This window comes from Rhodopirellula baltica SH 1, assembly GCF_000196115.1.
In the GTDB taxonomy this organism is placed as follows: Bacteria; Planctomycetota; Planctomycetia; order Pirellulales; family Pirellulaceae; genus Rhodopirellula; species Rhodopirellula baltica.
Map to the genome: position 1 here is coordinate 135,813 of NC_005027.1, position 22,099 is coordinate 157,911.

Annotated in this window: 17 protein-coding genes; 11 read left to right on the forward strand and 6 right to left on the reverse strand. The window is 57.0% G+C overall.

Translation table 11 applies throughout. The features are described 5' to 3' along the window. Nucleotides 1–24 precede the first annotated feature (24 nt). Both RB_RS00575 and RB_RS00580 read left to right on the forward strand, forming a co-directional pair. Nucleotides 25–2,775, forward strand: a complete 2,751-nt coding sequence (locus tag RB_RS00575; RefSeq protein WP_011117825.1) for a hypothetical protein — start codon at nucleotides 25–27, stop codon at nucleotides 2,773–2,775. Beyond that, complete coding sequence (locus RB_RS00580; protein WP_007330018.1) at nucleotides 2,772–3,698, forward strand: ABC transporter ATP-binding protein; 927 nt, start codon at nucleotides 2,772–2,774, stop codon at nucleotides 3,696–3,698. Before RB_RS00575 ends, RB_RS00580 begins: the two co-directional genes overlap by 4 nt. 86 nt (nucleotides 3,699–3,784) lie before the next feature. On the opposite strand, the gene RB_RS00585 is transcribed toward RB_RS00580, so the two are convergent. From RB_RS00585 to dgt, 3 genes are all read right to left on the reverse strand, one after another. Beyond that, nucleotides 3,785–4,114, reverse strand: coding sequence for a co-chaperone GroES (locus tag RB_RS00585; protein WP_007330019.1), 330 nt, complete (start codon nucleotides 4,112–4,114; stop codon nucleotides 3,785–3,787). A gap of 120 nt (nucleotides 4,115–4,234) precedes the next feature. Then, nucleotides 4,235–5,242, reverse strand: a complete 1,008-nt coding sequence (locus RB_RS00590) for a PIN/TRAM domain-containing protein (RefSeq protein WP_007338937.1) — start codon at nucleotides 5,240–5,242, stop codon at nucleotides 4,235–4,237. A gap of 235 nt (nucleotides 5,243–5,477) precedes the next feature. Continuing rightward, nucleotides 5,478–6,620, reverse strand: coding sequence for a dGTP triphosphohydrolase (gene dgt / locus RB_RS00595; protein WP_007330022.1), 1,143 nt, complete (start codon nucleotides 6,618–6,620; stop codon nucleotides 5,478–5,480). Between the two features lie 672 nt (nucleotides 6,621–7,292). Here dgt and RB_RS00605 point away from each other — a divergent pair. Genes RB_RS00605 through RB_RS00620 form a run of 4 tightly spaced genes read left to right on the forward strand, consistent with a single transcriptional unit; the run spans nucleotide 7,293 to nucleotide 11,452 of the window. Beyond that, nucleotides 7,293–8,120: a glycosyltransferase gene (locus tag RB_RS00605; protein ID WP_193427759.1), complete on the forward strand. Its 828-nt coding sequence runs from the start codon at nucleotides 7,293–7,295 to the stop codon at nucleotides 8,118–8,120. A 3-nt stretch (nucleotides 8,121–8,123) separates the two neighbouring features. Then, on the forward strand, nucleotides 8,124–9,536 hold the full coding sequence (locus RB_RS00610) for an NAD(P)/FAD-dependent oxidoreductase (RefSeq protein ID WP_164921284.1): 1,413 nt from the start codon (nucleotides 8,124–8,126) through the stop codon (nucleotides 9,534–9,536). 10 nt (nucleotides 9,537–9,546) lie between these two features. Then, nucleotides 9,547–10,161 carry a molybdenum cofactor guanylyltransferase gene (locus RB_RS00615; RefSeq protein ID WP_164921285.1) on the forward strand — a complete coding sequence of 205 codons (615 nt, stop codon included), beginning with the start codon at nucleotides 9,547–9,549 and terminating at the stop codon, nucleotides 10,159–10,161. Between the two features lie 10 nt (nucleotides 10,162–10,171). Further along, nucleotides 10,172–11,452: a molybdopterin molybdotransferase MoeA gene (locus RB_RS00620; protein ID WP_011117835.1), complete on the forward strand. Its 1,281-nt coding sequence runs from the start codon at nucleotides 10,172–10,174 to the stop codon at nucleotides 11,450–11,452. Between the two features lie 90 nt (nucleotides 11,453–11,542). Here the strand turns inward: RB_RS00620 and RB_RS00625 are convergent, their stop codons facing one another. Continuing rightward, nucleotides 11,543–13,069 carry an ammonium transporter gene (locus RB_RS00625; RefSeq protein WP_164921286.1) on the reverse strand — a complete coding sequence of 509 codons (1,527 nt, stop codon included), beginning with the start codon at nucleotides 13,067–13,069 and terminating at the stop codon, nucleotides 11,543–11,545. A gap of 280 nt (nucleotides 13,070–13,349) precedes the next feature. On the opposite strand from RB_RS00625, the gene RB_RS00630 reads away from it, so the two are divergent. The 3 genes from RB_RS00630 to RB_RS00640 all read left to right on the forward strand — a co-directional run bounded on the left by RB_RS00630 (nucleotide 13,350) and on the right by RB_RS00640 (nucleotide 17,217). Continuing rightward, nucleotides 13,350–14,519, forward strand: coding sequence for a PDZ domain-containing protein (locus RB_RS00630; RefSeq protein WP_164921287.1), 1,170 nt, complete (start codon nucleotides 13,350–13,352; stop codon nucleotides 14,517–14,519). 138 nt (nucleotides 14,520–14,657) lie between these two features. Further along, nucleotides 14,658–15,761: an A/G-specific adenine glycosylase gene (mutY, locus tag RB_RS00635; protein ID WP_011117840.1), complete on the forward strand. Its 1,104-nt coding sequence runs from the start codon at nucleotides 14,658–14,660 to the stop codon at nucleotides 15,759–15,761. Nucleotides 15,762–15,942: 181 nt separating this feature from the next. Next, nucleotides 15,943–17,217, forward strand: coding sequence for a cytochrome-c peroxidase (locus tag RB_RS00640; RefSeq protein ID WP_011117842.1), 1,275 nt, complete (start codon nucleotides 15,943–15,945; stop codon nucleotides 17,215–17,217). 413 nt (nucleotides 17,218–17,630) lie between these two features. On the opposite strand, the gene RB_RS00650 is transcribed toward RB_RS00640, so the two are convergent. Further along, a complete protein-coding gene (locus RB_RS00650) occupies nucleotides 17,631–19,061 on the reverse strand; it encodes a malic enzyme-like NAD(P)-binding protein (protein ID WP_007338924.1) in 1,431 nt (476 codons plus the stop codon). A 119-nt stretch (nucleotides 19,062–19,180) separates the two neighbouring features. Beyond that, nucleotides 19,181–20,593 (reverse strand): hypothetical protein, encoded by a 1,413-nt coding sequence (locus tag RB_RS00655; protein ID WP_007338923.1) that lies wholly within the window; start codon nucleotides 20,591–20,593, stop codon nucleotides 19,181–19,183. 339 nt (nucleotides 20,594–20,932) lie between these two features. Between RB_RS00655 and rpmF the strand changes: the two genes are divergently transcribed. Both rpmF and fabD read left to right on the forward strand, forming a co-directional pair. Then, nucleotides 20,933–21,115 (forward strand): 50S ribosomal protein L32, encoded by a 183-nt coding sequence (gene rpmF, locus RB_RS00660; protein WP_007331836.1) that lies wholly within the window; start codon nucleotides 20,933–20,935, stop codon nucleotides 21,113–21,115. A 40-nt stretch (nucleotides 21,116–21,155) separates the two neighbouring features. Further along, a complete protein-coding gene (gene fabD, locus RB_RS00665; protein ID WP_011117846.1) occupies nucleotides 21,156–22,085 on the forward strand; it encodes an ACP S-malonyltransferase in 930 nt (309 codons plus the stop codon). Nucleotides 22,086–22,099: the final 14 nt, after the last annotated feature.

Consider the following 22,099-nt stretch of genomic DNA (forward strand, 5'->3'; position numbering starts at 1 on the left):
CCATCACTTCCAGATTGAGATTCTATGATGAATGCAGCGTCGCCTCCTAACCCATGGCTGTGGTTTGCGTGGGTGATGCTTGTTCCGTTGCTCGTCGGCTGCGATGGTTGTCGCCAAACCGAAGAAACGGACCTGAAGGAAGAAGTCGCGCAGCAGAAATTGCCGCCATTCACCATCGGCCCAGCCAAAGCGTTCCCCGCCACACGTGCCGATGCGGGAACCAAAGGTGCCACGGACGGAGCCGTCAAACCGGGGCACTGGTTCGCCGCGGGAGTGACGTTGAAAAGCAACCGCGAAGACGAACGCGGTGCAATCGTCACCGACACTAAAATCGTTCGCCCCGTCAACGCGTTGACCGACCAAGTCGAACGTTTCGAATTGGATGCCAAGATCGCTGACGCGTCCTCGAGAACGGTTGGCAAATCCTTTCGAGTTCGACGACCGGCAGTTCTGCCAAAGGGCCAGCGCCGCGAATTGGAAACCCGAGCCTTGGCGTCGGAGGCGGGCGGCAGATTGATCGAAGGCCTCGAGTTCGATGGCGACTTCGTCTCATCACGAACCGGCGCTGCCGTGCCGCTGCGACCAAGCAAATTCGCAGCGTTGCAACCGCAATCGTTTTTCTTTGTGGTGCTCACCGAACGATCCGAACGTTTCACCCGACTGCAGACGGCGGACTGGGTCGAGCCGATGAGGGCGACCAACGAGTTTTATCGACCACGAGAAAACTACCGCATCGTCATCCCGCCGACAAAAGGTGTCCTACCACTATCCGAAACAATGCTGGATTGGACATCCACCGCGGTCCTGTTTTGGGACGACCTGACATCATCAGCACTGACGCCCGGCCAGCGAAACGCCATCGTCGACTGGTTGCATTTTGGTGGCACGCTGATCGTCAACGGCCCCTCGGGAGCGGACGCGATCGACGATCCAAAATTGAAATCGTTGTTACCGATTCAAGCTGACGGGAACGAAGAACTCAACGGCGACAACGCGATCGCGTTTTTGAAATCACACCGGGTCCAGACCGACGAATCCATTCCCGCGATCGAAGCGAGATTGTCAGGTGACAACAGCACGGTCTCGGTGGCCGGCCAACCCACCGCCGACGCAACCTCATTGGGCACCGGCGACTTGGTATACCAACGGAGAATCGGTCGCGGACGAATCGTGCAAAGCCGCGTGGACCTACTGAGCGAATGGATGACGGCTTGGAAATCCTACGACAGCTTCTTCAACAGCGTCGTCCTGAGTCGACCGCCACGTGTATGCCAAAAACTCGAGGGGACTCCCGCGTCCATGCCGCAGCCTTTTCTGAGCGAAGATGAAATCGATACCGTTTCAGAAGAAGAGATGGCCGCGATCATCGATCAACCAATGGTTCAGCAAAATCTGGTGGGCATGACAATTGAAGATGCTCCGCCCACAATCAATTCGGGCTTCCGCCTTTTCGCTCGAGACATGCGATTGGGCAAGCTTCCAAGCCTCGACGAAGTCAAAGACGCATCCGATGAACCGAACGGCGATGAAGCGTCGGTTGGATCAGGACGATCCAGAACGAGCCTGGTTCGTTCCGCCAAAGATTACCGAAACCGTCTGGACGAAGAGGTGATGCAGCATCCAGTCAGTGGTGTCGGCGGCTGGAAAGATGACAGCGCTTTGATGTTGTCCTTTCGCAATTCGCTGCAAGAACGCATCGGTGTCACGATCCCCGATTCGTCGCTGGTCGTAAAAAGCTTGCTGATCTACCTGATCGTTCTCATCCCGCTCAACTACGCCGTTTTCCGTTGGATGGGACGTCTTGAGTGGGCTTGGTTGGCAATGATTCCAATCGCATTGGTGGGCGCATTCATGGTCGCGCGAGCGGCACAACTCGACATGGGCTTTGCCCGCAGCCGCAACGAGCTGGCGTTCTTGGAAATCCCACGCGACCACGATCGAGGTCACCTGACTCGCGCGATCGCGTTATACAACTCACTCGCCAGCAACTATTCGGTCCAGTTTGAAAACCCCGATGCGGCGATCACGATGCTCGCGTCTCGACGAACCGACTCACGCAACGAAGCCATGTTCGGCTCTGATGGCCTGACATTGCAACTTGGTTTTGATGCAGGCCCCCGGCTCGACGGAATCGCGGTTGGCAGTAACTCCTATGGTTCCGTTCACGTTGAGCAGATGGTTCCGGTCGGCGGGCAAATTTCTTTGTCTCAAGACGGCAGCACGCTTCGCAACGATTCCAATTTGGACCTGACGGACGTTTACGTCATTCGCCAACCTACCGGATCAAGTGACACATCGAAGACCGAAATCGCGGTACTCGGCAGTGTCGCTCCGGGAGAGAATCCCAAAATTTCGTATCAGTCCGCGGACCAAGTGAGAGTTCCAGAAGGCGTTGATTCGGGTGTGCGACAATGCATGCGAAGAATTCTCAACAGTACCTACATCGAACCTGGCACAACACGGTTGCTAGGTCGACTCGCGAAGGTCCCACTCGATCAGGCGGACGACGACGAAAGTCCCGCATGGGGCGGTTTGGAAATCCAACCGGTCTGCAAGCAAGTCGAGGCGGACACCATCGTGCTGGCACATTTGGAATACCCGGCCGTCCCCACGCCTCAACCCGACGAAAACTTGATGGACGACTTCCGCAGTCGAACCACCACGCTGGAAGAAGAGAAGGCCAACAAAGCGAAAGAAGCCAAGAAGAAAAGCGAAGAAGAATCCGCGGGCACTGAAGTCACCGAAGAATCCGACACCACGAAGGAAACGCCATGATCACCCTGGAAGGCTTTGGCAAAGACTATGGTGAGTTCACCGCGGTCGAATCGATCGATTTGCAAATCGACGCTGGGGAAACGTTTGGCTTCATCGGCCCCAACGGAGCCGGCAAGAGCACCACGATTCGTTTCCTTGCCACATTGTTGCGAGCCACTCGCGGACGCGGTGAAGTTGCCGGATGCGACGTGATGAACGACCCGATGGGTGTTCGCCGCGCGATTGGCTACATGCCCGACAACTTTGGCGTCTACGACGGGATGCGGGTGTGGGAATTCTTGGACTTCTTCGCCGTCGCCTACGGTATTGCTCGATCACAACGTGGCCCCATCATCGACAACGTGCTCGAACTGCTGGACCTGGGTCACAAACGAGACGACTTCGTCAACGGCTTGTCTCGCGGAATGAAGCAACGGCTGTGCCTCGCCAAAACGCTGGTGCACGATCCACCGGTACTGATCTTGGACGAACCCGCCAGTGGCTTGGATCCGCGTGCTCGTGTGGAAGTCAAAGCGTTGCTGAAAGAACTGCGCCGGATGGGAAAGACCATTCTGATCAGCAGCCACATTCTCACGGAACTCGCCGATTGCTGCACATCAATTGGCATCATCGAGCGCGGCCAACTGCTAATGAGCGGGCCGATTGACCAGGTCTATCGCAAGATCCGACGCAATCGAACAGTCGAAATCGCATTCACCGAGAACGCCGAAGCCGGGATCTCGATCCTTCGCAGCAGCCCCGCCCTTCGTGACTTGGAGATGCGTCCGGATCGAGTGATCGCGGAACTGGAAACCGATGACGCTGGTTTGTCGACGTTGCTCAATCACTTGATTGCGCAGGGCGTTCAAATGCGATCCTTCTACGATCGCGATCCGACGCTCGAAGACGTCTTCATGAGCGTCACCGAAGGTTTGGTCTCATAGGCCGGTTGACTATCGCATCGACGGCAGCAAGCCGCGGACAACACGAACGAGCAAACTGCCGCTGGCACTCTGCTCGGTTGGGCCCGTCACTCTTCCGGAGCCTCTCGACGGAAGACAGCAACAATGTCGTCGACCGGCACTACGAACAATTGATTGTCGTGTTCCAAGTCCACCGGGATCGCATTCTTCGGGTGAAATAGAATTTTGTCGTACTGACGCAGCGGCAACTCTTCATCGTTTTCGACCACGGCACTGATCGTTACGATTCGACCGGTGATGGTTGGAATCTCGGCCGCATCAGGCAGAGCGATCCCGCCGCGAGTCTCTCGCTTGGGTTCGTCCTTGCGAACCAAAACGCGATCGCCGATCGGTTCGACGTATTCGAATACTTTCGGCGCGGTTTTCTTTTTGGCCATGTCTTATTTCTTTGGTGCACATTCAGATGAAGCGTCCGGGGGGACTGAAACGGAATCCCCTAGACATCCCGCGATACGTCGCCAGGATGCCCGAGTCGAGTGGGTCAATCGAAAAGGACCCTAGCGACCGTCCACTTTTGAGAAAATCATTTTGCCAGCGTTGGTTTGCAGCGTGCTGGTCACACGCACGTCAATCTCTTGCCCGATTTTATGACGCCCGCCTTCGACAACGACCATCGTGCCATCATCGAGATAGCCGATGCCTTGCTCGGGGCCTTCACCGGGTTTAATGATCCGCAATCGGAACGATTCATCCGGCAAGAAGACTGGCCGCAACGAGTTGCTGATCTCGTTCAAGTTGATCACCGGAACACCTTGGACCTTGGCAACCTTGTTGAGGTTGTAGTCGCCGGTGACGACCTTGCCTTCCAAATGTTTGGCCAACAAAACCAGCTTCAGATCGACCGTTTGTCCTGCCAGTTCGGGCAGCTCTCGGTCGAAGATCTGCAAGTCCACGTTCTCGTCCGCACGCAGCCGGTTCAGCACGTCCAAACCGCGGCGACCGCGAGTGCGACGCAACTTGTCGCTGCTATCGGCGATCGCTTGCAGTTCACTCAACGCAAATCGCGGCATGATCAATTGGTTGTCGAAGACTCCCGTCGCGACCAAATCCGCGATCCGGCCATCGATGACGACACTGGTGTCTAGCACCAAAGGCTTGAACCCTTTGACTTCGCGAACAAATTCCACATAAGGAATGAGGAATCGGAAGTCATCTTTGGTCTGCAGCAAGACTGACGTGCAGACATAACACAGCACCAACCCGACGACCAATTGGAAGACACGCAGGTTGCTCGTCATCTCAATCAGCGGTGCCGCTGCGATCGTCAGGATGAAAGTCAGCAGGACACCGATCAGCACCCCGAAATACACCGAGGTGATGGTGTCGATCCGCTTCCGCGGCACATAGATGTCCAGCACCACGATCGCCACAGCCAGCCCCATGATGGCGACAAACGTCAACCACGGAACCGCCTCTGACCCGCCGCTAGGCAGGGAGGTGTTGATGATCGCTGAAACGCCTCCGGCGCACAGCAAAAAGATGAATCGCAGGACAATCAGTGCCATGGTGGGTGCAGCGTTGGTCAAAACGCCGCTTCAGCAAATACGGGGACGAAAAGAGGGAGGCTCCAGTGTAGATGGTACCGCTGGAACGCCCAGGGGGTTCGCCTGTGCAGGAGAACCCTAGGTTAACGGTTGCCACAAATCGATTGAGTGCGTCCACGGGAGACAAATTGTCCGACCGGAACCATTGATTTCAAGCTCTTCCGGCGGATCAAAAGCATGCTCTGCACTGATTTGCTCACCAATCCGACAGCGGACCATTCTTGGACTGCCGCAAGACAGAAAACTGCTGGTCGCAGAACCGATCGGTCATTCCCGCCAAGTACTCGCCCACCACCCGGTCTTTCGGCCGGTGTTCGAGTCGACGTCGGAACCGCAACGGCAAACGCTCGGGGTTTTGGTGCAATGCCTCAAACAGCGTCCGGACTCGATTCGCGGCAGCTTCCCGGACCGGCATCAGCCGATCGTGCCGGTAAACAGCCTCGAACAAAAAGCTCTCCAATTCGGCTCGTTCGGATGCCATGGTCTGCGAATGCCCGACTCGAATCCCAGCCTGACAGGCGGCATCGGCGGACAAACCGTCCGCGTCCTGCATCCGCTCGATCGAAATGTGAAGCAAATCGCCGACCTGCAGATCAATCAGCTCGTGAACCAACAATTGACGCAGCGGCCCAACGGGCAACTCGCCCGCCTTTTCGCGAACGCGTTCTAGCGTTCGGCGGATGATCGCCAGTTCAGACAAAGCGTCGATCGACAACAATCCCATCTGCAATGCATCGTCGATGTCGTGAGCGTCGTAGGCGATTGAATCCGCCGCATCGACGATTTGGACCTCCAACAACGGTGCATGTCCAACCGCGGCTTCGGCTTTATGCGCACGGGTGTCTTGGCCGGCCAAAGTCTCCTGCGACAGGTTCAACCCTGGAAACGCGTGGTATCGCTGCTCCAGTTCTTGAACGATCGTCAGAGCGAATTGATTGTGTGAAAAACCGCCGACCGATTGCATGCATTCCGAGAGAACGTCCTCACCACAATGACCAAAAGGCGGATGCCCGATGTCGTGCATCAACGCGAGCGCCTCGGTGAGGTCTTCGTTCAACCGGAGGACTCGTGCCAACGTCCGAGCCACCGATGCGACTTCAAACGTGTGAGTCAATCTCGTTCGGTGATACGTGCCCATCTCACCGGTGAACACTTGCATCTTTCCCGACAACCGCCGAAACGCACTGCTGTGCAAGATACGGTCTCGGTCGCGACCGTAGGGACCGCGGTAAGCGTGCGGTTGTTCGGGGTGCACTCGCCCCGCCGTGTCAGAACTGTGCATCGCGTAGGACGCCAGCAACAGGTGTTCGCGATCGGCGTAACGGCGAAGATCGATCATCGGACCGGCTAGAGACATGAGTCGTCGTTCCATCAATGCCGACCATTGTCGGCGATTTAGTTTTGTCAGCGAGTAATTTCAGTGGTCGTAGAAAGCGGACTCTCGATCGACACCTCCACCATCAGATGCCAAGCGATGGCAGATTCCGTCTCTACCCTCCTAACATGCAGCACGATTCGCGCCGCGACGACACTTTGCGCCGCATTCACGCGACGAATCTCAATTCCGTCCCCATCCAAACGTTGAAGAAACGGGCTTGAGATGGCCATCAGCAGCCGCCCAGCAGCCATTTTCTAACTCGATGGCTTCTACCGGGTGGCCTGCGGCCGGTTCAGAGTAGCTTTCATTGCGCCATTCTCCCATAGCATCTGACCCCACCGTCGCCTTCGCAACGAGCCATTTTGGCATGCAACGTTCTGACCGCGGCATTTTCAGCCAATTTTCGCCTCGAAACCGGTTTCCTCACGAATTCGGCGGTGAATCGTGCAGGAAACTCGCGAGAAAGCCTCCTCCCCGGCAGACGGGGGAACATGCGCCCAACGAATTGGTTGCTGAAAACAAACATCGGAATAGACTGAGCCCGCCGAATCGGTGCGGTCCCTACAAACGGTTCTCGCGTCTTTTTCCGACCCATCACTACGATCGGCCCTCCACCCCACCTTGATCAACAGCATGACTGACCCAGTAATCGGCTCCGAGTCGCCCGTCCCCGCCGCCTCGGCGACCACCACCGCCCCGATCACCAACCGATTTCGTCCAGCCAAAGTCATCATGGCCCTGCCGGCCTACAACGAAGAACAATCGTTGCCGGAACTGCTGGAACGAATCGGCGAAGCCTTCGCAGACAGCGGACTGCCCTATGAAGTCGTCATTGTCGACGATGGCAGCAAAGACGACACGGCCAAAATCGCTTCGCAGATGTCGTTTCAAATGCCCATCCATTTGGTCCGTCACGAAGTCAACCAAGGACTCGGCGTCACCATCCGCGACGGACTCAAAGAAGCGGTCGACCGCGCCGGAGAACGCGACATCATCGTCACGATGGATGCCGACAACACGCACCCACCTGGATTGATCAATCGCATGGTGCAATCGGTCCACGAAGGATGTGACTGCGTGATCGCGTCGCGATTCCAAAACGGCGCACGAGTCGTTGGCGTACCAATCGAGCGTCACTTCCTCAGCATCGGGGCTCGCGTATTGTTCACGGTCCTGTTCCCCACACGTGGTGTTCGCGATTACACATCCGGTTATCGAGCCTATCGTGCATCGGCCCTGCGAGCCGCCTTCGATCACTACGGCGACGACTTCGTTGGCGAGACCGGCTTTTCCTGCATGGCCGACATTTTGCTGAAGCTTCGCAAACAAGGATGCGTGTTCGGCGAATCGCCGCTGCGTCTGCGTTACGACCAAAAGGGTGGCGATAGCAAAATGCAAGTCTTCAAGACCATTTGGCTGACGCTCAAGATGTTGGGTCGCCACCGTGTCTCAGGAACCTGATTGATGTCGGTTGCCTCCCCATCCAACCCGGTGTCAGATTCCTCCTCCACGCCCCACTCCAGTTCAACCAACGACGGCTCTCCCAGCACACGTTGGTTGGTCATCGGTGGTGGCGTCATGGGATTGCAGGTCGCTCGTGACCTGATCGATCGCGGTCAAGAGGTCACGATTGCCGAAGCCGCACCCACCTTCGGTGGATTGACCAGTGCTTGGAACTTAGGCGATGTGATCTGGGATCGCTTCTATCACGTGACGCTGCTCAGCGACACCAAACTGCGAGACCTCCTGACCGACCTTGGTTTGGAATCGCAAATGGACTGGGTCGAAACCAAAACGGGTTTCTACTCGGGTGGGCAATTGATCTCGATGAGCAACACGGCGGAGTTCTTGAAATTCCCGCCGCTGAATCTGATTCAAAAACTGCGGCTCGGCGGCACGATCTTCTACGCCTCCAAGATCAAGAATTGGCGTCGCCTCGAAAAACTGTCCGTCGAAAAGTGGTTGCGTCGCTGGTCGGGCAAAGGCGTCTTCGAAAAGATCTGGCAACCGCTCCTGCAAGCCAAACTGGGCGAAGCCTACAAGCAAACCTCCGCCGCGTTCATCTGGGCCCACACCGCTCGGATGTACAAAGCCCGCCGAAGTGGCATGAAGACGGAGATGTTCGGTTATGTGCCAGGTGGCTACGCAACGATCCTGGACAAATGGGTTGGCTGGCTGAAAGAGCGAGGAGCTGAAACACTCACGTCATCGCCGGCACGCCAAGTCCGCAAACTCGAAAGCGGTGAGTTTGAAGTCGATTTCGGTGACGGCCGCACGCAGAAATTCGACAACGTCGTTTCCACCATCGCGTCGCCCGTGATCGCCGACACGGTCCCCCAACTTTCCGACGAAGAAAAGAAACGACATCGCGGAATCCGCTATCTCGGCGTGGTGTGCGCTTCGATGCTGATGAAGAAACCCATCAGCGAGTACTACGTCACCAATATCACCGACACCTGGGTCCCGCTGACCGCCGTGATCGAGATGTCAACGATCGTGAATCCAGACAAGCAACTTGGCGGCAATCACTTGGTCTATTTGCCCAAGTACTTGCCCGATGATCACGAGGGCCTGAACGAATCCGACGAAGACTACAAAGAGAAGTGTTTGTCGACGCTGGAGAAGATGTACGACCATTTTTCCCGCGATCAAGTTCTCGATTTCAAGATCGCGCGAGCGAAATACGTCGCGGCACTCGCCACGATTGATTACTCAACGCGTTTGCCTGACATTGTGACCAGTGTCCCTGGCTTCTACGCTTTGAATTCCGCTCACATCGTCAAAGGCAACTTGAACGTCAACGAGACGATCACTTTGGGCGAAGAAAAGTTCACCGAAGAAGTCTGGCCCGACTACCAACGTCGCGTTGCGAAATGAACTGACCGCCATGCCACACGCCGCTCCTCCTCCATTGCTCGGCGTGTTGCTAGCCGGTGGACGTTCGTCGCGAATGGGAACGCCAAAGGCCTTGCTGCCACATCCAAGTGGCGGGACGTTTCTGACACACAGCCTGGACCGATTGCGATTGGTGTGTGAAGAAAAGATTGTGGTCAGCTTGGCCTCCGAGGCCCATCGAGCCCAAGTTCAATTGCCGCCGTCGGTTCCTGCGTTGTTTGATTCCCAGCCGGCCTTGGGGCCAGCGATGGGCGTGTCGGTCGCCCTGCAACACGCGTCGTCCAACGGTTTCGCAGGTTGTCTTTTCACGCCGGTGGACCTACCTGATTTGTCCGTCGACGATCTGCTGTCGTTGGTTCATGCCTGGCGAGAATCGCCGACGCAAATCGTGCTGGCACAGCAAACCGATCCGGAACGTCTGCAGCCTTTGGTGGGCATCTATCCCGTCGCCTGCATGGACTCTATTCAACGCGTCGTCGAATCCGAACACCGCAGCCTGTATCGTTCCCTACGTTCGAGCGACCACCAAACCGTTGCGATTCCCTCCACCCGACTGCGCAACGTCAACACGCCCGCCGACTTGGGCCCTCCTTTCGACAGCACCTGATTGAACCAACATGAACGCCACTCCCAAATTCGCGTTCGACTCACCCGAAGAAGCCATTGATGCACTGTCCCGTCGGATCGGGACAACCGGCGTCCAGCGAGTCGAAATCGGCGAATCACACGATTCATTGCGATCACTCCATCGGCGAGTTCTCGCCACACCAATTCTTGCCGACCGTGACAGCCCCGCGGCAGACGTTTCAGCGATGGATGGCTACGCGATTCGCGAATCGGACTTGCTAAATGAAGGGCCGATCGAAGTGACCGGCGAGAGCGTTCCCGGTTCACCTCCACCGTCCGCATCCGACACCGGCGTCATTCGAATCTTCACTGGCGCGATCGTTCCCGTCGGTTGCGATCGAGTCATCCAGCGAGAACACACCGACGAAACCGCACCGGCTTCGGCAAGCGACTCCCATTCGCTCGGCCAAATCCAGTGGACCGATCAGGCCAAGTCGATCCCCGCCGGAGCCAACATTCGTCGTCAGGGAGAAAACCTTTCGGCGGGCTCGATCGCGGTGGAAGCGGGTTTGGAACTGACCTCTCCGCGGCTCGCTGCATTGACCAACTTTGGCGTCCAACAAGTCGACCTGCACAAACCCGTTCGCGTCGCGGTGTTGACGACCGGAGACGAATTGGCATCTGGCACTGCCCCGGATCAATCGCCTTTGCCACCCTGGAAAATCCGCAACAGCAACGCGTCCGCTTTGCTCGGATTGTTGACCAATCAACCTTGGATTGATTGTGCACCGCCGATGCACGCGGTTGACGAACCCGCCGCACTTCTCACGGCCGTGCAACATGCCATCGAGCACCACGATGTGGTGCTGATGACCGGAGGCGTTTCGATGGGCGACTACGATTACGTCCCTCGAATCTTGCGAGAAGCCGGCGCAGAGATCGTCTTTCACAAGCTTCCGCTGCGACCGGGCAAACCGATTTTAGGTGCCGTTCACCAAAGCGACTCCAAGTCGACGCTGATCCTTGGACTGCCCGGAAACCCAGTCAGCGCAACGATGGGAGCCCGACGATTCGCGATGCCACTGATTCGCAAACTAGCCGGCATGACAAACTGGGAGGAGTTTCCTCCGCTGGTGACGCTCGAAGAGGTCAGTGAGAAGACGCTGCCGCTGCACTGGTTGCGAGGCGTCCGCCTGACACAACCGGGCCGTGCGGCATTGGTGATCGGCAAAGGCTCGGGCGATGTCGCCACACTCGCCGGTACCGACGGCTTCATCGAGATGCCACCTCATGCAAATCACGCCGGACCGTGGCCGTATTTCGCGTGGTGATTGACCCCGCGAGTATTGACGTTAACAAAGAAAAACGCCCGAGCATCGGAATGCTCGAGCGTTTTCGAATTCAATCTTGGAAACAAAAAATCAGGCGAACTGATAACCTTCTTCGCCGTGATCTGAAATGTCCAAACCACGCTGTTCGCTTTCGGCAGGAACTCGCAGTCCGATGCAGATGTCGATCAGCTTCAGCAGGATCAGACTTCCGACTCCGGCGAACACGTAGGTGACCAGCACGGCGACAACCTGCCCGATGACCAAGGTGAAGTCACCGCCCGATTCGATCAATCCGATTGGCACACCATCGCTGACATCCCAGGCCGCACGAGTCGCGAAAACGCCGGTCAGAATTGCGCCGAGTGTGCCGCCGACTCCGTGGACGCCAAACGCATCCAAAGCATCGTCATAACGAAGTTTGTGCTTCAGCGTCGAACACGCCCAATAACAAACTCCGCCCGCCATCGCTCCCATGATCAAAGCTGGCATGGGCTGAACAAATCCAGCGGCCGGTGTGATGCAAACCAATCCGGCGACCGCACCACTGCTGGCGCCCAGAACGGTCGGCTTGCCAAGGACCAGCCATTCAAGTGTCACCCAAGCAACCGCCCCGGCGGCGGCCGAAAAGTGAGTCACGGCGAAAGCACTGGCTGTCAAATCATCCGATGCAAGTTCACTGCCGGCGTTGAAGCCGAACCATCCCACCCATAACATCGCGGCACCAAGTGCCGTGTAGGTCAAGTTGTGCGGTTGCAAAGGTTCGCGTGGGTACCCCATTCGAGGACCGATCAGCAACGCCGCGACCAAAGCCGAGATCCCGCTGCTGATGTGAACAACCGTCCCACCCGCAAAGTCGAGTGCTCCCCCGGCCAAGGCTTTGTCACCGGCAAAGTACGACAAAGGTCCTTCGTCCCAAACCCAGTGGGTCAGTGGGCAATAGATGAATGTTCCCCAAAGGATCGAGAAAACCACCATCGCGCTAAACTTCATCCGTTCCGCGAATGCACCGCAGATCAGAGCGGGCGTGATGATGAAGAACATGCCTTGGAACAACATGTGAGTCATTCGCGTCATCGCGCCTTCCATCGGCGTGATGGCTTTGCCCAAGTCATCGTCCCAGTACCGCTGGACACCTTCCATGAACAAGTAGTCCGTGTTGCCGAACCAACCGCCTGATCCACCGAAGGCAAACGAGTAACCGTAGAGTGCCCAAAGCACCGTCATCATTCCCATCAAGAAGATGCACTGCATCATCACGCTGAGAACATTTTTGCGACGCACCAAACCACCGTAGAACATCGCCAGGCCTGGTGCGGTCATGAACAACACCAAAGCACAACAAACCAGCATCCAACCGTTGTGTCCGGCCAGCAAAGCCTCATCGACTCCCGCTTGCAGGCTTTCCAATGTCGGAGCGGCCGGCTCCTCGGCTGCTTCGTTTTCCTCCGCCGGGGCAATTTCCTCCGCCGAAGCCGACGGTTCGGCCGGTGCAGTCTCAGCCGCCGAGGTATTTGCGACCTCGTCCTGAGCCCCCACACTGGCAACCGGCAGGCCGACCAGGGGCACACCGAGAATGCACGTGAGCAAACAAACGACAACCAACACGCGTGACAACATTCCGGGCAGGCTCCAGTGAAAAGTCGATGGGGATGATGGTGGATGAAGCGTAATTTCCGCCACATCACGACCAGAGAGGACAACCGCGACTTCCCGCTTCGATGGGTTCGCTCCCCCAAGGAAACGGACCGCAATCGACGCGACTGACGCGTGCGTTCTTCATGATTTCCGGTAGAATACGATGACGGCCGAACCCGGGACACCCTGCCCTTTGTTTCAAAGGTGTCATCCTGCTCCTTACCATGCCATTTCGCGGCCCTCCCACCCATCATGTGGCCCCATGCGTTCCGTTTCTTTGATTCACCAAAGCACGAAAATTGCTGGTTTTCTACTGCTTTCCACCCTCGCTTCGGTCTCCCACGCCGCCACCCCCGAGGAAATTGCCGCTCAAATTGAAAGCTTGTCCAGCGATTCATATTTGCGACGAGAGAACGCCACCGAAGCACTTTTGAAAGCTGGCCCCGCCGCAATTGACCCCTTGGTCAAAGTGCTCGAACGTGGCGATTTGGAAACCACTCAACGGGCGATCGGTATCCTACAATCGATCGCCATGGCTCGGCCGATCATCGAAGGAGAATCAGAGCGGCCCAAATTGGCTCGGTTGGATCCCGACGAACCGGATGCCTGGGAGACACTGCTGTCGCTTTCGACAATGGGCGGCAGTCGTGGCGAAAGAGCTTCCATGGCGGTCGAAGAAATCACCCATGTCCGGCGAGCCCAGACGATCCAGACACTGTCATTGCAAGGTGCCGTGATCGGCGTCAAAGAATTTGTTTACGGTGCAACGAGCACTCTGCAACGCGTCGTCGAAATCAACGAGGCGTACCAAGGCGACGATTCGCTCTTGGAACTCCTACGCTGGATCGATCGAGTCGAGTACGCTCGCATCGAAGGCCCCGCCATTCGCGAAGGCGTCTTGAAAGGCATCACCCAAATGCCCGACCTAAAAACGCTATCGCTGCTCTACGGCGACATCAACATGGAAACGATGAAGGTCATCGGTGACTTGGAATCCATCGATCATTTGGAGTTTCGTTACGTCACGTTGAACGACGAAATGATCGACGCGATCGCGAAGCTTCCCATTCGCGTTTCGTTGACGCTCAACGGCACCGATGCGTCCTCCGACCGAGTGGATCGATTGCGGCAAACTCTGCCGGGATTGAAGATCGAATACAAACGCGGCGGGTTCTTGGGTGTCCGCTGCAATGACACGTTCAACGAGTGCATCATTCAAAGCGTCGTCGAAGACAGCGGAGCCGAAGCTGCTGGACTTCGTCGAGACGACGTGATCATCCAAGCCAACGGCGAACCGGTTCGAAGATTCGCCGACCTGCAAGCCGTGATCAACACGCGAGACCCCGGGCAAAATATTCATATCGTTTATCGACGACTCAATGTCGAGTATGAAACCGATGCGAAACTTGGCAAACTGACAGAACCCAACTGATTCGCGACCAACGCGGATTCAAGTTCGCCCATCGGTTCACGCTCGCTTCTTCTCCTCTCGCATCCGCGCAACACCATCGATACCGAAGCTCCGCAGATCGATTCCGGCAATTGGCAAGATTCCAATTGGCGGTCTCGAATGCGCAAGCGACTGCTGAGTTGGTTCTCGGACAACGCTCGCGACCTTCCCTGGCGACGCGATCATTCGCCGTACCGGGTTTGGATCAGCGAGATCATGTGCCAGCAAACTCAGGTGGCGACGGTTCTGCCGTACTTCGAACGCTTCCTCAGCACCTACCCAACGATTCGCGATTTGGCGGACGCTGACGAAAGCCAGCTGATGCGAATGTGGGAAGGCCTGGGCTATTACCGCCGGGCCAGATCACTGCACGCCGCAGCGAAAAAAATGGTCGAAGAACACAACGGCGAGTTCCCGGAGTCTTTCGACGATGTGCTGGCATTGCCGGGCATTGGTCGCTACACCGCGGGAGCGATCCAGTCGATTTCTCGCAACAAAGCGTTTCCAATACTGGAAGGCAACACCCAAAGGGTTTTCAGCCGATGGATCGGTTTGACCGTGCCGCCAACCGAGAAAGTCGCTCAGGCCAGACTGTGGGAATTATCCGACAAAATGCTGCCACCCCGAAAGGCGGACGATCGATCCAATGGCCCGGCGGGATTCAACCAAGCCGCGATGGAACTGGGGGCACTGATTTGTTCTCCGCGATCGCCAAAGTGCGACGAGTGCCCGGTGGCGACAATGTGCCACGCCAACCAAATGGGGCTGCAAGACGAAATTCCGGGCAAGATCAGCAAGGTTCAGTACGAGTCCCGAACCGAACTCGCCGTTGTGATTTCTCGCGACGATCGGTACCTCGTTCGAACAATTCCCGAAGGAGTTCGCTTCGCGGGAATGATCGATTTTCCTCGCGCGGGTCCACCAGAGGCCGCCGACGTTGTCGGAATGGAATCCTGGCTGGCAGATCAACTGGGCGGCGACGTGAGGATCGGAATGTGCTTAAAAACCATCAAACACGCGGTCACTCGCTACCGAATGACGTTGCACGTTCACATCGGCGAATGGATTGCCGATGGCGACCGCGTCGCAGAAAGTGGACCGATACCCGACTCCTGGCAATGGGCTACGGTCGATGAGTTGGCGGACATGCCAATGAGTGTGACCGGGCGAAAAATTGTGCGTTTACTCGACCGTCCTCAGCGTTCTCTTTTCTCCGAACTCTGAACCGCCGCGTCGACGTTTGCGTTCGAAACGAATCACCTCGTTTTGAGTCGCGAGCCGTGCCCAAGATGCTAAACTGTAGGTCCTGCCTCAAGGCGAGAAACCAACGCGTTTCGCACCGCCTTGCCATCGGTTTTCCCGCTGTCACTGCCAGCCGAGAGAACAAGCCGGACTCGTCCGCCCGATGCTTCGTTTCAACGACGCCTTCCCAAACACTTTGAATTTCACCATGACCATTCATCGCTTCTTGATGTGTGCCGCGGCGACTTTGGTTGCCGCCGGCCCAACCGCCTTCGCCGCCGAAACCGTTTCGCTCGGCGACCCAACACTCACCGCTGGAATCCCCGGCGACGGCCCTCTGACGCTGGAACAAGCCCAACGTTTTTTGGCCGATGACGACAACCACACGGAACTGAACGTTGAACTTCCCAAGGGGCTCGATGCCGCCTCGGGCAACATTTATATCCCGGAAGACAACCCGATCACGCGAGCCAAAATCGAGCTGGGACGTCAGCTGTATTTCGACCCGCGCCTGTCAGCCGACGGCACGATCTCTTGCGCCACATGCCACGCACCTGAAACCGGCTGGGGTGCCCCGACTCAATTTGGCGAAGGCATCCGAGGTCAAACCGGCAACCGCAACTCACCGGTCTCGTTCAATCGCATCCTCAGCAAACATCAATTCCATGATGGACGCGCGGCGTCCTTGGAAGAGCAAGCCGTGGGACCGATCGCCAACCCAATCGAAATGGGCAATACCCACGAAGTCTGCGTGAAGACACTCGCTGACAACCCGGTCTACAAAGCTCAGTTTGACAAGGTATTCGACGATGGTGTGACGATCGATAACATCGGCAAAGCACTGGCCACGTTCGAACGAGCGATCGTGACCGGGCCCGCTCCGTACGACTACTACGCTCCTTTGTCGGCGTTTGAAAAAACGTTTGCCGAAGATTTGGAATACCTCGACGAAGAGCCCGCACTCGCCGAGCAATATGCCAAGCTGAAAGAAGAAGCCGCCAAAAACCCGATGACCGAATCATCGATTCGCGGCATGGAACTGACCTTTGGAAAAGCCAACTGCACCGCCTGCCACGCGGGTGCCAACTTCACCGACGAGCAATTTCATAACATCGGTGTTGGCATGGATTCGGAGAATCCTGACTTGGGTCGTTTCGAAGTGACCAAAGAAGAAAAGGATCGCGGCGCATTCAAAACGCCCACCATGCGTAACGTCGCCGACACGGGACCGTACATGCACGACGGCAGTCAAGCGACGCTGGAAGAAGTCATCGAGTGGTACAACAAAGGTGGACACCCCAACCCCTACCTCAGCAACAAGATGAAGCCACTGAACTTGACCGAACAAGAGAAAGCGGACTTGGTCGAGTTCATGCGTCAGGGATTGCAAAGCGATTTCCCCGTCATCGAAGCCGGCCGTTTACCAGCCGAAGGCTGATCCGCAAGCATTCAACCTGTGGCTCGGTGGTCTCCACCGAGAACGAGGTCGTGCAGTTGTGAAATGCTGTGCCAGTAACCCCTTGAGAACCCCACCCGCGCAGCGGGAGGAGTCGGAAAGAGAGCGTTCAGCGAGATTTCCGGGGGAGGGCAACGTGCGCCGTTTCTCATGCTCGGCCCCCTCCCTGACGTACGCCTGAACGGCGTCGTTCGACCTCCCCCGAAACTTCGTTTTGGGAGAGGTACGCCGCGTGCAAATCCGCCGAAAAGCGGCACTTAAAAACTGCACAACCAAGAATCATGGCGGGGACCGCCGTGCTACAGCACTTCACGCTTCGCTTTGTTGCAAAGCATCGGTGCGGTTGCCAGGTGAGAACCTGGCCTACTTCTACTTCACAGCGAAAACCATCGAGCCTACATGATGTCTTCGGCGGGTTTGTTTCGCCGACGTGCGACGCCGGTGTCCACCGCAGCTTTCGCAACCGCCTGAGCGACCACTTTCGCGACACGCCGGTCAAACACGCTGGGGATCACATAGTCATCCAGCAGATCCGACTCAGGGATCGTTGCCGCGATCGCTTCCGCGGCAGCCAATTTCATCTCGTTGTTGATCGTTGTTGCTCGAACGTCTAAGACCCCACGGAACAAACCAGGGAAGCACAGCACATTGTTGATCTGGTTGGGGAAGTCGCTCCGTCCGGTCGCCATGATGCGGACGTGAGGGGCCGCGTTGGCGGGCAAAATTTCTGGATCAGGATTGGCCAAAGCAAACACGATCGGATCAGCCGCCATCGCAGCGACGTCTTCCGTCTGCAGAACGTTGGGTGCCGACACACCGATGAACACATCGGCTCCTTGAATCACTTCAGAGAGCTTGCCCGACGCACCACGCGGGTTGGTGTTGTCTGCAATCCACTGCTTGGATGCATCCGGCTGGCTGGGTTCGCCCGCGTGAATGGCTCCATCACGATCGCAAACCACGATGTCTTTCGCACCGGAGATCAACAGCAACTTGACGATCGCGGTTCCAGCCGCACCGGCGCCGTTGACGACGATGCGAATGTTTGGAAGTGCTTTGCCAACGCGAAGCAAACTGTTCTTCAATCCCGCCAACACCACGATCGCGGTGCCGTGTTGATCGTCGTGAAAGACCGGGATTTCGAGTTCTTTGTCCAGCCGTTCTTCGATCTCGATGCAACGTGGTGCCGAGATGTCTTCCAAGTTGACTCCGCCAAACGTCGGTGCCAGCTGACGGACGGTTTCGATGATCGCTTCGGTGTCTTGAGTGTCCAAGCAAATAGGGAACGCGTCGACGCCCGCGAATTCTTTGAACAGCATCGCTTTGCCTTCCATCACCGGCATGGCGGCGCGAGGCCCGATGTTTCCCAACCCCAAAACGGCGGAACCGTCACTGACCACTGCAACGGTGTTTTGCCGAATGGTCAAAGCGAACGACGAATCGGGATCTTCCGCGATCGCATTGCATACACGAGCAACGCCGGGCGTGTAGGCCATCGACAAATCGTCACGAGTTTTGATCGGCATCTTTGGCAAGACTTCAATTTTGCCGCCCAGGTGCATCAGGAAGACACGGTCGGAGGTGTGCACCACCTCGACCTCTTCCACCGTGCGAAGATGTTCCACAATCCGTTTGCCGTGGTCGACATCGCGAGCGTTGACCGTGAAGTCACGCGAAATTTTGCCGCCGCGAATGTTGACGATGTCGACTGCGCCGATCGCCCCATCCGCTTCGCCAATCGCGGTGGTGATCTTGCCCATCGCGCCGGGCGAATCGGAATAACGCAAACGGATCGTGATGGCGTACGACGGACTGTGCTGGTTCATCTTGGCGAGTCACCCTTCAAGGCTGGGGTGTCGGCGGTCGGGTCAACGAGCGGACCTTGTACCACGTCGCCGCAATCACGTCATTGCCAGAGGATTTCTGCCGCGTCTTTCCGCCGAGCTCAAGTTTCGTAGCTGATCTTGCCGTGGCGTTGCGAGCGGCTGATTTTATCCATGCTATAGAGCCCCGCGAGAACGAACTCGACGCACGATGCTCGCATCGCTTCGTTTTCGCTCGCATTGACCTCAAACGCACGGTCCCATGCTGGAGGAACATGCTGCAACCGCTCCGCGTATTCGCTGCTCGGCAGCATCGTTCCGACTTCCACGCGAACGCCGCCGCGGAAGATCTCCGCGATTTCCGCCAGCCCGTGTTCTTCGATGTATTCGCCGAACACAGTTTGAATGGCTTCCGCGATCACCGAATCAATCACTTGCTTCTCGGTCATTTGGTGCGTGCCCATCAGATCCAATTCCAGCTTGCCGAGGCTGCTGGCATACAGATGCCCGAGGTCGCTGATTCGAGGAACGGCGGGACTTTCGCCGTGCACGATACCGCGTTGGCGAGCCGAGGCGACGATCGTCCGGAAATTCGCCAACGAGAAACGTGCTGACACCCCCGACGCCTGATCGATGTATTTGCTCTGGCGAGCTTGATGAGTGATTTCCTCAATGATTTGGTACATGAACAGAGGCACATGCACCGGGTAAGGACCACCCAAATCGTCGCCAACCTCTTGCTGCAGGATTTCGATTCCCTGCGTCCGTTCGGACGGATAGTGAGTTTGCACGATCGTCCCGATTCGGTCCTTCAGCTGAGGAATGACTTTGCCGGATCGGTTGTAGGTCGACGGGTTGGCCGAGAACAAAATCATCACGTCCAGTTCGAATCGAATGGGATAGCCACGAATTTGGACGTCGCGTTCTTCCAGGATGTTGAACAAACCGACTTGGACCAAATCATCCAGCTCGGGCAATTCGTTCATCGCGAAAATGCCGCGGTGCATCCGCGGGATCAAACCAAACGAGAGTGCTTCCTCGGCACTCATGCTGACTCCGCCCGTCAATTTTGCCGGATCGATTTCGCCAATAATGTCCGCGAATTTGGTCCCGGGGGACAACCGTTCCGCATACCGTTCGCTGCGATGCCACCACCCGATTTGGATGTCTTCCGGGGAATGCTCGGCGACCAAACGCTTACCCAAGGATGAAATCGGGTTCAGCGGGTCCTCGTGAACGGGAAGATCCGGGTGATCGATGAAAGGAATCCACGGATCGAGAAATTGAACCAACTGCCGCATGATTCGGCTTTTGGCTTGGCCTTTTTCGCCCATGAACAACATGTCGTGACCGGCCAACAACGCCAGACTGATTTCTGGGATGACCGTGTCTTCGTATCCCACAATGCCCGGAAACAACTCTTCACGGTTGGCCAGCATCCGCGAAAAGTTGTCGCGGATTTCTTGCTTGACCGATTTGGATTTCCATCCGCTCTCGATCAATTGCTGCAAATTGCGGGCTTCGGGGGCATCCATCGTCGTTTTCGCGGGACTTGGCACAGGGCTGGTCACGTGTGGGCTCTGGGAAAAGAGGCGTCGGTGCAGGGAAGCATCTCGCTGCGATGCATCCTATCTGATTCAATCGTATGCAACCGGGGAGGCCCTTGGTTCGGACAACTCCGCCGAATCGGAGACTCTTTCCGAATTGGTGCAATCCAACCTGGAAGCGAACCCGGTGTTGCAAAAGGCCACGGAAAGCGGGAGTTTTGGGTCCAGGACGCGTTGACGAAACCCTCACCGGGTGCTTATCTTTCGCGGTTTGAAATTCGTCCACTCCACCCATTCTAAGATCGCCCGTTCGCGGGCTTGTCTGCCATGGCCGTCCCAAAACGCAAGCACTCCAATAGCCGTACCGGCAAACGCCGCGCCCACGATCACTTGAAAAAGCGTCAAGTGACCTACTGCCCGCAGTGCAGCACCGCCGTGCCAACGCACGTCGTATGCCCGAAATGCGGTTATTACCAAGGTCGCACCGTCGTTGAATCGACTGACCAGTAGTTCCAACCGCCACAGCATTCTGAACTGAGAACGACCTGCCGTGAGTCTCGACGCAGCGAAACCAGCGATCCTGTTTCCCGGCCAAGGTGCTCAGACGCCCGGCATGGGAACATGGTTGTGCGCGGAATACCCCATCGCCAACGAACTGTTTGACGAAGCCGCCGATGTCCTGGGATACGACCTGAAATCCCTTTGCGCAGATGGCCCCGCTGAAAAACTGAACGAAACCGTTCACAGTCAACCAGCTTTGTTCGTCGTCGGAGTCGCGGCCGCTCGGGTTCACGATGATCTGAATCCGGAACTTGCGAAAAAGATCGTGGCCGCCGCGGGTCTCAGTTTGGGTGAATACACCGCCGTTTGCTACGCCGGCGGAGTTTCCTTTGCCGATGGTTTGAAACTGGTTCAAAAGCGAGGCGAAGCCATGCAGGCTTGTGCCGACGCAACGGACTCGGGCATGGCAAGCGTGCTGGGGCTGGACCTCGAGAAACTGACATCGGTTTGCGAAGAGTGCCGCAGCGGGGACGAAATCCTGCAACCGGCCAACCTTCTGTGCCCAGGCAACATCGCCGTGTCAGGACATCGGTCAGCTCTGGAACGACTCGAACCCGCAGCTTCCGCTGCCGGTGCGATGAAGGTCGTGCCACTCAGTGTCGCCGGTGCTTTTCACACTCCCATCATGGATGGCGCAGTGGAACAACTCACACGGGCTCTAGAAGAGGTCGAGTTGTCGGACACGCGAATTCCGGTGTACAGCAACGTCGACGCGAAACCACACACCTCCGCTGATGAAATTCGCCAGTTGCTGGCACGCCAAGTCGTCAATCCAGTCCGCTGGGACGACTCCATCAACGCGATGCTCGGTGACGGAGTGGATGGTTTCTTGGAAGCAGGAACCGGTCGCGTGTTGCGAGGAACGATCAAACGGATCGCTCGCAAAACACCCACCGACGGTTTCGGCGACCAGCCCTGACCTGGTGAAATCAG